The sequence below is a fragment of the Pseudomonas sp. NFACC24-1 genome (assembly GCF_900115235.1).
GTDB lineage: Bacteria > Pseudomonadota > Gammaproteobacteria > Pseudomonadales > Pseudomonadaceae > Aquipseudomonas > Aquipseudomonas fluorescens_AA.
The window spans coordinates 103,578-116,078 of the sequence record NZ_FOVS01000001.1; the positions used below are offsets into that span (position 1 = coordinate 103,578).

12 protein-coding genes are annotated in these 12,501 nt (G+C 59.5%); 9 read left to right on the forward strand and 3 right to left on the reverse strand.

Translation table 11 applies throughout. The features are described from left to right. Positions 1–194: 194 nt before the first annotated feature. From BM317_RS00470 to BM317_RS00485, 4 genes are all read left to right on the forward strand, one after another. Positions 195–968 (forward strand): hypothetical protein, encoded by a 774-nt coding sequence (locus BM317_RS00470; protein ID WP_256574007.1) that lies wholly within the window; start codon positions 195–197, stop codon positions 966–968. Continuing rightward, a complete protein-coding gene (locus tag BM317_RS00475) occupies positions 965–1,606 on the forward strand; it encodes a cupin domain-containing protein (RefSeq protein WP_092175047.1) in 642 nt (213 codons plus the stop codon). The genes BM317_RS00470 and BM317_RS00475 overlap by 4 nt, the downstream gene beginning before the upstream one ends. A gap of 38 nt (positions 1,607–1,644) precedes the next feature. After that, a complete protein-coding gene (locus BM317_RS00480) occupies positions 1,645–1,827 on the forward strand; it encodes a hypothetical protein (protein WP_092175051.1) in 183 nt (60 codons plus the stop codon). Between the two features lie 180 nt (positions 1,828–2,007). Next, positions 2,008–2,877, forward strand: a complete 870-nt coding sequence (locus BM317_RS00485) for an isocitrate lyase/PEP mutase family protein (protein ID WP_092175054.1) — start codon at positions 2,008–2,010, stop codon at positions 2,875–2,877. Between the two features lie 232 nt (positions 2,878–3,109). Here the strand turns inward: BM317_RS00485 and BM317_RS00490 are convergent, their stop codons facing one another. Further along, on the reverse strand, positions 3,110–4,339 hold the full coding sequence (locus BM317_RS00490; protein ID WP_092175058.1) for an acyl-CoA dehydrogenase: 1,230 nt from the start codon (positions 4,337–4,339) through the stop codon (positions 3,110–3,112). Positions 4,340–4,516: 177 nt separating this feature from the next. Here BM317_RS00490 and BM317_RS00495 point away from each other — a divergent pair, with 177 nt between their 5' ends. The 3 genes from BM317_RS00495 (at position 4,517) to BM317_RS00505 (ending at position 7,078) form a co-directional block, all read left to right on the forward strand. Beyond that, positions 4,517–5,446, forward strand: coding sequence for a LysR family transcriptional regulator (locus BM317_RS00495; protein ID WP_060738293.1), 930 nt, complete (start codon positions 4,517–4,519; stop codon positions 5,444–5,446). Positions 5,447–5,625: 179 nt separating this feature from the next. Next, positions 5,626–6,027: a MerR family transcriptional regulator gene (locus BM317_RS00500; RefSeq protein WP_057447765.1), complete on the forward strand. Its 402-nt coding sequence runs from the start codon at positions 5,626–5,628 to the stop codon at positions 6,025–6,027. A gap of 151 nt (positions 6,028–6,178) precedes the next feature. Beyond that, positions 6,179–7,078, forward strand: a complete 900-nt coding sequence (locus tag BM317_RS00505) for a hydroxymethylglutaryl-CoA lyase (RefSeq protein ID WP_092472672.1) — start codon at positions 6,179–6,181, stop codon at positions 7,076–7,078. Positions 7,079–7,316: 238 nt separating this feature from the next. Here the strand turns inward: BM317_RS00505 and BM317_RS29725 are convergent, their stop codons facing one another. Further along, positions 7,317–7,688, reverse strand: a complete 372-nt coding sequence (locus BM317_RS29725; RefSeq protein WP_139197955.1) for a hypothetical protein — start codon at positions 7,686–7,688, stop codon at positions 7,317–7,319. Positions 7,689–7,729: 41 nt separating this feature from the next. Beyond that, complete coding sequence (locus BM317_RS00510; protein ID WP_092175283.1) at positions 7,730–9,427, reverse strand: AMP-binding protein; 1,698 nt, start codon at positions 9,425–9,427, stop codon at positions 7,730–7,732. A gap of 194 nt (positions 9,428–9,621) precedes the next feature. Here BM317_RS00510 and BM317_RS00515 point away from each other — a divergent pair, with 194 nt between their 5' ends. Beyond that, on the forward strand, positions 9,622–10,785 hold the full coding sequence (locus BM317_RS00515) for an isovaleryl-CoA dehydrogenase (RefSeq protein ID WP_092175288.1): 1,164 nt from the start codon (positions 9,622–9,624) through the stop codon (positions 10,783–10,785). A 98-nt stretch (positions 10,786–10,883) separates the two neighbouring features. Beyond that, entirely contained in the window at positions 10,884–12,488 is a 1,605-nt protein-coding gene (locus BM317_RS00520) for a carboxyl transferase domain-containing protein (RefSeq protein ID WP_092175292.1), read from the forward strand. Positions 12,489–12,501: the final 13 nt, after the last annotated feature.

Sequence of the window (12,501 nt, forward strand, 5' to 3'; positions counted from 1 at the left end):
TGCCTCGTACACCGATATCCGATCACCGCCGCCCCGGCGGCCGATCTTATCGTCCAACCAAAAGCGCAGCGTTAACGAGTCTTTAACAACTCAAGTATTGTTCATCGGCAATACTTCCCGACAATTCCATAATTGCCTCCACCCCCTCCCAAAACCATACTTGTGCCCATCGCCCTACTGTAACGAACCCGCTCATGATCAAGACTCTGATTTCCACACACCGGCCGCCTGACGAGATTGCAGAACAAATAAAAACTTTGGACATGACCGCGCAAATCAATCAATTAATTGCCGAGCTGAACAACCAGCCAACATTTACCGATGCCCGTTCTCGACGTGCAGCCATCATGAATATTACTAACCTGCACACCGCCACCATCACGTTACATTGCACGAACATTGGCAATATCAGCATCAAGCCACTGACATCCGTCGATGTCTCTTCGCAACTGTATTCAATACCCGGCCGAAGTATTCTGTTCGCCGTTGATCGACCATTCGACGTACAGCGATATACCCTCAAGGGGCATCGGCTTGAAAAGGCCGACAGCGTACACATAGATAAAAACAACCCGCTGGTGATCGACGGCAGCCGGACACTCTTTGACTACTGCCGCCCAGCGCAAACGAACACCGGGCTGGTAGGAAGGATCAATCTGCCAGACAGGAGTGCAGACATCGGAGTATTCGATCGTGCCTCGTTACGCAAGGTCGCCTGGCTACCCCATGACGACAGCGCCGCCCGCTACCTGGTGAGCCTGGAACTGCTCGAAACGGTTCAAGACCCCGAACGCCGCCGCGTCGCCGGGGAGCTGGTCTACCACTATCACCCGGCCGTGGCGTGGAAAGCCTTCCAGGTGCTCTATCGGGCCAATCCCCAGGACGCCTTGAGCTACATTACGCTGCTGAAAAAACACCGTAATTCGCGCCTGGACAACTTGCTCCAACCGTTCGAGCAGGCGGCATGAAACTGCAAGCCTTTGTCGAGCGATTGAAAACCCATGACCTGCGGCGAGATAAATCCCGAATTATCGAAGACTTGCAACAGTTGGCCAAAAACCGCACTTTGTTGAGCGATCATCTGTATACCACGATCCAACGAGACGGCTTTGATACACGCAGCAGCCTCTATAACGCCTATGGGTTTGTCCTGTACCGCAATGACTCTTTTAGTCTTCGCTTGAACTTCTGGGCACCGGCAAGAACGCCTGATGAAAAAGAAACGTTCATCTATCACCTGAACCACAGTCACGACTTCGAGATTTATGCCGTCGGCTACAGCGGTGACGGCTATACCACGATCACCCGCGAGATACTCGACGACCTACCGCTGCAAAAGAATAAGAAACCGCGCCTGGGTAAAGAGCGACGACTAAAACTTGCACCCGGCGAAGTGCTGTACATGCCCGCACTCAAAGAAATCCATAGACAGATCCCGCCAATGTCAATGTCGGCCTCATTGAGCCTGCTCGTTCATCCGCAACATTGGCTCAAACTTGATGAAGCCTGGTGTTTCGATAAGGACTACCGACCGCTTCACCCGGGTGTAGCGACGCAAGAAATCGCGCTATTCACCGACACATTGTCATTGCTCAACACCGGATAGTCATTTCGTTGTCCGGTATTTAAAAGAAGGAGAAAAACATGAATGACCTGATGCAAGACTGGGAGGAAACGCCCTTGTTGCGAGCCAGCACTCAGGTGATCGACACCGCAACGCAGTTGATCAACGAAATCCAATGCACCATCCCCGGGTTCCCCACTCGCTTCAACGTTGCAAACATCCACGAGATCAAGCAACTGTGGAGCGTGCCAACCTCAGACTGAGCGACACACCAAGGACGCTTTCGCTGGCCGCAGACTCACCGGTTGCGGCCTTTTCCCATGCAGCGAACGCATCGCCCATACACATTCGTCATCATCTTTACGCTTGCCACGTGATAGCCTTTGGATCTTTCGGCGTTGACACTTTTGTTCAAGCCTTTCCATTCCATTGGTGGAACTCATATGTCCAGGCTTTCCCATCAAGATTTGCGTCGCAACTTTCGTCAGCTGCTGGCTTCCCAGACCTGCTACCACACCGCCTCGGTGTTTGACCCGATGTCGGCGCGCATCGCCGCCGACCTGGGTTTTGAAGTAGGCATCCTGGGAGGCTCGGTCGCGTCGTTGCAAGTATTGGGCGCGCCGGACTTCGCCCTGATCACCCTCAGCGAGTTTGCCGAACAGGCCACCCGTATCGGTCGCGTGGCCCAGCTGCCGGTCATTGCCGACGCCGATCATGGCTACGGCAATGCCCTGAACGTGATGCGCACCATCATTGAACTGGAACGGGCCGGCGTCGCGGCGCTGACCATCGAAGACACCTTGCTGCCGGCCCAGTTCGGGCGTAAATCCACCGACCTGATCGGTGTCGCCGAGGGCGTCGGCAAGATTCGGGCAGCGCTGGAAGCACGCGTCGATCCGGAAATGGCGATCATCGCCCGGACCAACGCCGGGATCTTGCCGGTCCAGGAAATCATCAGCCGGACCCAGCAATATGAGCGTGCCGGGGCCGACGGGATTTGCATGGTGGGCGTGCAAGACTTCGATCATCTGGAAAAAATCAGTGAAAACCTGACGGTGCCGTTGATGCTTGTCACCTACGGCAATCCACTGCTGCGCGACGACAAGCGCCTGGCCGACTTGGGCGTCCGCGTGACCATCGACGGCCACGGCGCCTACTTCGCCGCGATCAAGGCCACCTACGACAGCCTTCGCGAACAGCGGCAGATCTTCACCCAGGCGTCGGACCTCAGCGCCACCGAACTGACCCACACCTACACCCAGCCTGAGGACTACATCCGCTGGGCCGAGGAGTACATGAGCGTCAAGGAGTAAGAAGGCTCACTGTCCTGGAGGCCGCCATCGCGAGCAAGCTCGCTCCCACAGGGAGTGTGGGTTCGCCCGAGATAGACGTCGCACCGCAAACCCACTGTGGGAGCGAGCTTGCTCGCGATGGCGGCGGTTCAGCTTGCATGAGTGTTGGATGTGCCAACGCCATCGCGGGCAGGCTCACTCCCACAGGGGATTTGTGGTGAGCGCGATGGCGTTGCCAGGGTGAAACAGGCCTTCAGCGGCCGCTACGCAACAGCTCCTTGGGCACGTACTTGCCGATCTCGAACTTGCCGATGGCGGCGCGGTGGACTTCATCCGGGCCGTCGGCCAGGCGCAGGGTGCGCTGCATGGCGTACATGTAGGCCAGCGGGAAATCGTTGGAAACCCCGGCGCCACCGTGGATCTGGATCGCCCGATCGATAACCTTCAAGGCCACGTTCGGCGCGACGACCTTGATCTGGGCGATTTCACTTTTCGCCACCTTATTGCCCACCGTGTCCATCATGTACGCCGCCTTCAACGTCAGCAGGCGCGCCATGTCGATCTCCATCCGCGAGTCGGCGATCTTATCGATGTTACCGCCCAGGCGCGCCAACGGCTGGCCGAAAGCGGTGCGGCTGACGGCACGTTTGCACATCAATTCCAAGGCGCGTTCGGCCATGCCGATGGAGCGCATGCAGTGGTGAATCCGGCCTGGGCCGAGTCGACCCTGGGCTATTTCAAAACCACGGCCTTCGCCCAGAAGGACGTTTTCGTACGGCACCCGCACGTTATCGAACAGCACTTCGGCATGCCCGTGAGGCGCATCATCGTAGCCAAACACCGGCAACGGCCGGACGATCTTGACCCCGGGGGTGTCCACCGGGACCAGGATCATCGAGTGCTGGGCATGGCGCGGCGCATCGGGGTTGCTCAGACCCATGAAGATCAGGATCTTGCAGCGCGGGTCGCAGGCCCCCGAGGTCCACCATTTCTTGCCGTTGATCACCCACTGGTCGCCGTCACGCTCGGCGCGGGCAGCCATGTTGGTGGCGTCCGAAGAGGCCACATCCGGCTCGGTCATGGCAAAGGCCGAACGAATCTCGCCGCGCAGCAGCGGCTCGAGCCAGCGTTGCTTTTGTTCTTCGTTGGCGTAGCGCACCAGCACTTCCATGTTGCCGGTGTCCGGTGCCGAGCAGTTGAACGGCTCCGGCCCCAGCAGCGAGCGCCCCATGATCTCTGCCAACGGCGCATATTCCAGATTGGTCAGGCCGGCGCCCAACTCGGACTCCGGCAGAAACAGGTTCCACAGGCCTTCTGCCTTGGCCTTGGCCTTGAGCTCTTCCATGATGGCCGTGGGTTGCCAGCGGTCGCCCTCGGCCACTTGTCGTTCGAACACGGCTTCGGCCGGGTAGACATAGGCATCCATGAACGCCGTGACGCGTTCACGCAGTTCCTGAACCTTGGGGGAATAGGCAAAATCCATGAGCAGCACCTTCTTGGCAGAGGTTGTTTTAGGTCATGAAATCGATGCTAGTTCAGCTACGAAAATTTACCTAACCTATTCTCGGCGTGTATTAACATTCATCACCGATATATGTTTCACTGATTCGCATCGCCACCCGGCACCTCACAACAAGCCCAAGAACAAGAGTGCAGCGCCATGAATCTGAGCAAGGTCGACCTCAACCTTTTCATTGTCTTCGATGCGATCTACACCGAAGCCAACCTGACCCGTGCCGGGCAGATCGTCGGCATCACTCAGCCAGCCGTGTCCAATGCCCTGGCGCGTCTGCGCGAGACCTTCAACGACCCGCTCTTCGTGCGTACCGCCCAAGGGATGGTGCCGACGCCCATGGCCCAGAACATCATCGGCCCGGTACGCAATGCCTTGTCGCTGCTGCGGGTATCGGTGCAGGAAAGCCGGATCTTCAACCCGCTGCAGGCCGTCAAGACCTACCGCATCAGCATGACCGACCTCACCGAAGGCGTGATCCTGCCGCTGCTGTTCCAGCGCCTGCGCCGCCTGGCGCCGACCGTGGCGATCGAGAGTTTCCTGTCCAAGCGTCGTGAAACCACCAAGGAACTGGCCGCCGGCCGGCTCGACTTCGCCGTGGACGCGCCGCTCAATACCGACCCACAGGTGCGCCACGTCAAGTTGATGGAAGATCGCTACGTGTGCGCCATGCGCAAGGGCCATCCGCTGGCGGGCAAGGAAAAGATCACCCTCGATGATTACCTGGCCCAGACCCACGTGCACATTTCCAGCCGCCGCAACGGGCTGGGTTACGTCGACCTGGCCCTCGGCAAGATGGGTATCCAGCGCAAGATCGCCCTGCGTTCCCAGCATTACCTGATGGCCTCCCAGGTGCTGCAGCAGACCGACATGGTCATGACCGTTCCCGAGCGCTTTGCACGACGTCATGATTTGCACGCCTTCCTGCTCCCGGTCAACGACGTGCCCCCGGTGGAGACCCATCTCTACTGGCACGAAAGCACCGACCAAGACCCGGCCAACCGTTGGATGCGCGAGCAGATGATCGAGCTGTGCCAACAAGTGACGGCCCATGAGAAGAAGCTCGATAAGGTTTAAAAAATCAAACCTGTGGGAGCGAGCGTGCTCGCGATAGCGGTAGACCGGCCAATATCCGTGGCGACTGGTCCGACGCCATCGCTCGCTCCCACAGGTTTTGTGTGTGGAACCTCATTGCTTGACGCGAACGTCAACCTGCCTTTAGCTTAGCGCCAGTCCCTTTCGTTTCGAGCGCTTCCATGAGCAGCCAGACCTACAGCATCTCCGACCTCGCCCGCGAATTGGATATCACCACACGGGCCATCCGTTTCTATGAAGAACAAGGCCTGTTGAGCCCGGAGCGACGGGGCCAGGAGCGCATTTATTCGCCGCGGGACAAGGTCAGCCTGAAGCTGATCCTGCGCGGCAAGCGCATTGGCTTTTCCCTGGCCGAGTGCCGCGAGTTGATCGAACTCTACGACCCCTCCAGCGGCAATCAGAAACAGCTGCACAGCATGCTGGCAAAAATCGCCGAGCGCCGGGAACAGCTCGAACAGCAATTGCTGGACATCGAACAGATGAAACTGGAACTCGACACCGCCGAAGAACGCTGCATCCAGGCGCTGGAGCAGACGATCAAGGGCGAGGAAATCGTCCAGTAACATTCCCCCTGTGGGAGCGAGCTTGCTCGCGATAGCGTCGGATCAGTTGGAGTTGATGTGGCTGACACACCGCTATCGCGAGCAAGTTCGCTCCCACAATGGGTTCATCATTGCGCTCGACATATTGGCAACTCACCACAGGTCAATCCCCATGTCCCTCCCCTCCTTTGTACGCTTGATCGAAGTCGGCCCCCGCGACGGGCTGCAGAACGAAGCACAGCCCATCAGCGTCGCCGACAAGGTGCGCCTGGTGGATGCCCTGAGCGCCGCCGGCCTGGGCTATATCGAAGTCGGCAGTTTCGTCTCGCCCAAGTGGGTGCCGCAAATGGCCGGGTCCGCCGAGGTGTTCGCGCAGATCCAGCGCAAGCCCGGTGTGACCTATGGCGCCCTGGCGCCTAACCTGCGGGGGTTCGAAGATGCGCTGGCGGCAGGCGTGAAAGAGGTGGCGGTGTTCGCCGCCGCGTCCGAAGCGTTTTCCCAGCGCAACATCAACTGCTCCATCAAGGACAGCCTGGAGCGCTTCGCGCCGATCATGGCGGCCGCAAAACAGCACGGTGTCAATGTGCGCGGCTACGTGTCCTGCGTGCTGGGTTGCCCCTATGAAGGGGCGGTCAAGCCTGAGCAGGTGGCGTGGGTCGCCCGGGAACTGTATGCGATGGGCTGCTACGAGGTCTCCCTGGGCGACACCATCGGCACAGGTACCGCTGGCGCCACACGCAGGCTGTTCGAGGTGGTAGGCGCCGAGGTGCCTCGGGACAAACTCGCTGGACACTTCCACGATACCTACGGCCAGGCCATGGCCAATGTCTACGCCAGCCTGCTGGAAGGCATCGCGGTGTTCGACAGTTCCATCGCCGGCCTTGGCGGTTGCCCGTACGCCAAGGGCGCCAGCGGTAACGTCGCCACCGAAGACGTGCTGTACCTGCTCGACGGGTTGGGTATCGAAACCGGTGTCGACCTGGACGCACTGATCGCCGCGGGCCGGCAGATTTGTGATGTGCTCGATCGCCCGACGGGTTCGCGCGTGGCCAAGGCCCGCAATGCACACTGAGGTGTTACCGCCGGCTTTGTAACAGCGGCGAAACGAGTAACACGGAAACAATTTGTCAGGTTTGGTCGGTCAGATTTTTCGGTCAAAAAACACAACTATTTGATTTATATAGACTTTTAAAAGTTGGCATGCCACCTGCTATATCTCTTGCATAACAAGAATAAAAAAACGCAGCAAACCCAATAAAAACAAGACGAAACGACTCTGACATAACAAAAACAACACGGCAGAGACGCAGCTAACAGATTTTTTTGGAGAAGATGTGCTTTTCAGGGTGCTTCCAGGAGCAACCCGCAACCGGGCAGAGAACAATAAAACTACCTTCAGGTAGCTCCCGAATCGGTTGGATCGCCAGGCGAAAAAGCAGATCAGCGCTCAAAAAAATACGTTTGCTCTTGATCCCGGATGGGGATCGCCAAAAACAGCGGTAAAGGGCCACGGCTACCAAAAACAACAACAGGCCGCCCCTCAATAATAAAAAAAGAGCACGCGACGACAAAATTAAAGGGGAGCTTCGGCTCCCCTTTGTGCTTTCTGCCGTTTGGATTTTTCTTGTGGGAGCGGGCTTGCTCGCGAAAGCGGTGTACCACGCAACATAAATGTTGACCATGCCGCCGTCTTCGCGAGCAAGCCCGCTCCCACAGATGTGCCTCAGCCGTCGCTATCGCGCAGCTCTTCGATACTGATTTCGCGCATGCGGAATTTCTGGACCTTGCCGGTGACCGTCATGGGGAATTCTTCGACGAATTTGAAATGTCGCGGCGTCTTGAAGTGGGCGATGCGCTCCTTGCACCAGGCTTGCAGCTCTTGCTCGGTGGCGCTGTGACCAGGATGGAACTTGATCCATGCCACGATTTCTTCGCCATAGCGTGAGCACGGGATGCCGATCACTTGCACGTCCGCCACCGCCGGGTGGGTGAAGAAGAACTCCTCCAGCTCACGGGGGTAAATATTCTCCCCGCCACGGATGATCATGTCCTTGTTCCGCCCGACGATGCAGACGTAACCCTGCTCGTCCATGGTCGCCAAGTCGCCGGTGTGCATCCAGCCATCCGGGTCGATGGCATCGGCGGTGCCCTTGGGGTTGTTCCAGTAGCCGAGCATTACGCTGTAGCCGCGGGTACACAATTCGCCGACAGCGCCCCGCGGGACGAGATTGCCCGCCTCATCGATAATCTTGCTTTCCAGTTGCGGCTGGGTGCGGCCGACGGTGGTTACACGCAGTTCCAGTTCGTCTGAAGGACCGGTCTGCAACGACACCGGGCTGGTTTCCGTCATGCCGTAGGCAATCTGCACTTCGGCCATGTGCATTTCGTTGATGACCCGTCGCATCACTTCGATGGGGCATGTGGCCCCGGCCATGATGCCCGTGCGCAGGCTGGACAGGTCGAAGTCGCCCCGCTGCGGCTGGTCCAGCAGGGCGATGAACATCGTGGGCACGCCATACAACGCAGTGGCTTTTTCCTCGGCCACAGCCTTGAGGGTCAGCAATGGGTCGAAGGCATCGTTGGGGTAGATCATGGTGCTGCCATGGGTCATGCAGCCCAGGTTACCCATGACCATGCCGAAGCAATGGTAGAGCGGCACCGGGATCACCAGCCGGTCACCAGCCGTCAGGCCCAGGCTTTCGCCAACCATGTACCCGTTGTTGAGAATGTTGTGGTGGCTGAGGGTTGCGCCTTTGGGAAAGCCCGTGGTGCCGGAGGTGTACTGGATATTCACCGGCTGATCGAACCGCAGGCTGGATTGACGCTCGGCCAGTTGTCCAGGCGTCACCGTCGCGCCCAGGGCGGCCAGTTGCGACCAGGGCAGGAAGCCTGAGGGTGGCTGGGAATCGAGGCTGATCACGCCGCGCAACTCCGGCAGGCGCTCACTCTGCATCTGGCCGATCGGTTGCTCTGCCAGCTCCGGTGCCAACGCTTGCAGCATGGCGTGATAATCCGAGGTCTTGAACGCCCCGGCACACACCAGCCATTGGCATCCGGATTGTTTGAGCACGTATTCGAGTTCGGAAACGCGGTAGGCCGGATTGATGTTGACCAGAATCACGCCGAGCTTCGCGCTGGCGAACTGGCTGATACACCACTGGGCACAATTGGGCGCCCACACACCGAGGCGATCACCGGTTTTCAAGCCTAGCGCCAACAAGGCTCGGGCATGCAGATCGACGGCCTCGGCCAATTGTTGCCAGGTATAGCGCAGCGATTGATGGCGAACCACCAACGCCTCGCCCCCCGGATAACGGGCCACCGTCTGGTCGAAAACCTCGCCGATGGTTTGGGCCAGCAAGGCCTTGGCTGCGGAACCACGCGTGTAGCTGAGCTGCGAATGCGAACCGGGTTGATCCATGACGCCCCCTCTTGTCTTTATTAGTGGGTGTAGCGATAACCTGATGCAACATGCCTTGGTGGGCACTTACTCTGGCTCAAGTTGACGTTAACGTAAAGGGCGATTGACAGCTTCTCGCCGCAGGCTTACGTTAACGTAAAGGTGAGAGCCACTCCCCCGCTCTCCGCACCCGATAAAAAAGCCAAAGGTGTCCCATGAGCTACCCATCCCTGAACTTTGCCCTCGGCGAAACCATCGACATGTTGCGCGACCAGGTGCAGGCCTTCGTCAAGGCCGAGCTGTCACCCCGGGCAGCGCAGATCGATATCGACAACCTGTTTCCCGCCGACATGTGGCGCAAGTTCGGTGACATGGGCCTGCTGGGCATCACCGTACCGGAAGAATACGGCGGCGCTGGCCTGGGCTACCTGGCCCACGTGGTGGCGATGGAAGAAATCAGCCGCGGCTCGGCCTCGGTCGCCCTCTCCTACGGTGCCCACTCCAACCTCTGCGTGAACCAGATCAACCGCAACGGCAATCACGAACAGAAAACCAAGTACCTGCCCAAGCTGATCAGCGGCGAACACATCGGCGCCCTGGCGATGAGCGAACCGAACGCCGGCTCCGACGTGGTTTCGATGAAACTGCGAGCCGACAAGCGTGGCGACCGCTACGTGCTCAACGGCAGCAAGACCTGGATCACCAATGGTCCCGATGCCAACACCTACGTGATCTACGCCAAGACCGATCTGGAAAAGGGTCCTCACGGCATCACCGCCTTCATCGTCGAGCGCGATTGGAAAGGCTTCAGCCGCAGCAACAAATTCGACAAGCTCGGCATGCGCGGCTCCAACACGTGCGAGCTGTTTTTCGATGACGTCGAAGTGCCGGAAGAAAACATCCTCGGCGCGCTCAACGGAGGCGTGAAAGTCCTGATGAGCGGCCTCGACTACGAGCGCGTGGTGCTGTCCGGCGGCCCGACCGGGATCATGCAGGCCTGCATGGACCTGATCGTGCCCTACATCCATGACCGCAAACAGTTCGGCCAGAGCATCGGCGAATTCCAGCTGATCCAGGGCAAGGTCGCGGACATGTACACCCAACTCAACGCCAGCCGCGCCTACCTGTATGCGGTGGCCCAGGCTTGCGAGCGCGGTGAAACCACCCGCAAGGACGCCGCCGGGGTGATCCTCTACAGCGCCGAACGCGCCACACAAATGGCCCTCGACGCCATCCAGATCCTGGGAGGCAATGGCTACATCAATGAATTCCCCGCCGGTCGTCTGCTGCGTGACGCCAAGCTGTACGAAATCGGTGCCGGCACCAGTGAGATTCGTCGGATGTTGATCGGCCGCGAACTGTTCAACGAAACGAAATGAATTTCGTCAGCTACGAGCGACAAGCTTCAAGCGGCAAGCGAACTGCGCTCTTGCTTGCAGCTTGTGGCTTGAAGCTCAAAGCTGCTACGGAGTAGCCCATGATTCTGCACACTCAGCTCAACCCGCGTTCGCCGGAGTTCATCGCCAACCGCGAGGCGATGCTCGGACACGTCGAGGCCCTGCGCACCCTGCTCGCGCAAATCCGCCAGGGCGGCGGCCTCAAGGCCCAGGAGCGGCACACCTCGCGGGGCAAGTTGCTCCCCCGTGAACGCATCAACCGGCTGCTGGATCCGGGCTCGCCGTTTTTGGAAATCAGCCCATTGGCAGCCCACGAAGTCTATGGCGAAGACGTGCCGGCGGCCGGCGTGATTGCCGGCATCGGCCGCGTGGAAGGCGTCGAATGCATGATTGTCGCCAACGACGCGACGGTCAAAGGTGGCTCCTACTACCCATTGACGGTGAAAAAACACCTGCGCGCCCAGACCATCGCCCAGCAGAATCGCTTGCCGTGCATTTACCTGGTGGATTCCGGCGGTGCCAACCTGCCGCGCCAGGATGAAGTGTTCCCCGACCGCGAGCACTTCGGCCGGATCTTCTTCAACCAGGCCAACATGAGTGCCCAGGGCATCCCGCAGATCGCCGTGGTCATGGGTTCCTGCACCGCCGGCGGTGCCTATGTGCCGGCCATGGCGGACGAGGCGATCATGGTCCGCCACCAGGCGACGATTTTCCTCGCCGGCCCACCCTTGGTGAAAGCCGCCACCGGCGAGGTGGTCAGTGCCGAGGACCTGGGCGGTGCCGATGTGCACTGCAAGATCTCCGGCGTGGCGGATCATTATGCCGAGAGCGACGAACACGCCCTGGCCATCGCCCGACGCAGCATTGCCAACCTCAACTGGCGCAAACTCGGTGAGCTGCAGCAACGCCAGCCCATCGCCCCACTGTATTCGAGTGACGAGCTGTACGGTGTGGTGTCGGCCGATGCCAAGCAGCCGTTCGATGTGCGGGAGGTGATCGCGCGCCTGGTGGACGGTTCGGTGTTCGATGAGTTCAAGGCGCTGTTCGGCACGACCCTGGTGTGTGGTTTCGCTCATTTGCATGGCTACCCGGTCGCAATCCTGGCCAACAATGGCATTCTCTTCGCCGAGGCCGCGCAGAAAGGCGCGCACTTCATCGAACTGGCGTGTCAGCGGGGGATCCCGCTGCTGTTCCTGCAGAACATCACCGGTTTCATGGTCGGGCAGAAATACGAAGCCGGCGGCATCGCCAAACATGGCGCAAAACTGGTGACCGCGGTGGCCTGCGCCAAGGTGCCGAAATTCACCGTGATCATCGGCGGCAGTTTCGGCGCGGGTAACTACGGCATGTGCGGCCGCGCCTATGACCCGCGATTCCTGTGGATGTGGCCAAACGCGCGGATTGGCGTAATGGGTGCCGAGCAGGCGGCCGGCGTGCTGGTGCAGGTCAAGCGTGAACAGGCCGAACGCAGTGGCCACCCTTTCAGCGCCGAGCAGGAAGCCGAGATCAAGCAACCGATCCTCGATCAGTACGAAGAACAGGGGCACCCCTACTATTCCAGCGCGCGACTGTGGGACGACGGCGTCATCGACCCGGCCCAGACCCGCGATGTACTGGGCCTGGCCTTGTCCGCGTCACTGAACGCGCCTATCGAACCGAGCCGCTTCGGCGTGTTCCGGATGTAAACGAGGAATGCCC

Coding starts and splice junctions, on each gene's coding strand:
- BM317_RS00470 (WP_256574007.1), top strand. CDS start 195: ATGATCAAGACTCTGATTTCCACACACCGGCCGCCTGACGAGATTGCA.
- BM317_RS00475 (WP_092175047.1), top strand. CDS start 965: ATGAAACTGCAAGCCTTTGTCGAGCGATTGAAAACCCATGACCTGCGG.
- BM317_RS00480 (WP_092175051.1), top strand. CDS start 1,645: ATGAATGACCTGATGCAAGACTGGGAGGAAACGCCCTTGTTGCGAGCC.
- BM317_RS00485 (WP_092175054.1), top strand. CDS start 2,008: ATGTCCAGGCTTTCCCATCAAGATTTGCGTCGCAACTTTCGTCAGCTG.
- BM317_RS00490 (WP_092175058.1), bottom strand. CDS start 4,339: ATGGATTTTGCCTATTCCCCCAAGGTTCAGGAACTGCGTGAACGCGTC.
- BM317_RS00495 (WP_060738293.1), top strand. CDS start 4,517: ATGAATCTGAGCAAGGTCGACCTCAACCTTTTCATTGTCTTCGATGCG.
- BM317_RS00500 (WP_057447765.1), top strand. CDS start 5,626: ATGAGCAGCCAGACCTACAGCATCTCCGACCTCGCCCGCGAATTGGAT.
- BM317_RS00505 (WP_092472672.1), top strand. CDS start 6,179: ATGTCCCTCCCCTCCTTTGTACGCTTGATCGAAGTCGGCCCCCGCGAC.
- BM317_RS29725 (WP_139197955.1), bottom strand. CDS start 7,688: ATGGTCAACATTTATGTTGCGTGGTACACCGCTTTCGCGAGCAAGCCC.
- BM317_RS00510 (WP_092175283.1), bottom strand. CDS start 9,427: ATGGATCAACCCGGTTCGCATTCGCAGCTCAGCTACACGCGTGGTTCC.
- BM317_RS00515 (WP_092175288.1), top strand. CDS start 9,622: ATGAGCTACCCATCCCTGAACTTTGCCCTCGGCGAAACCATCGACATG.
- BM317_RS00520 (WP_092175292.1), top strand. CDS start 10,884: ATGATTCTGCACACTCAGCTCAACCCGCGTTCGCCGGAGTTCATCGCC.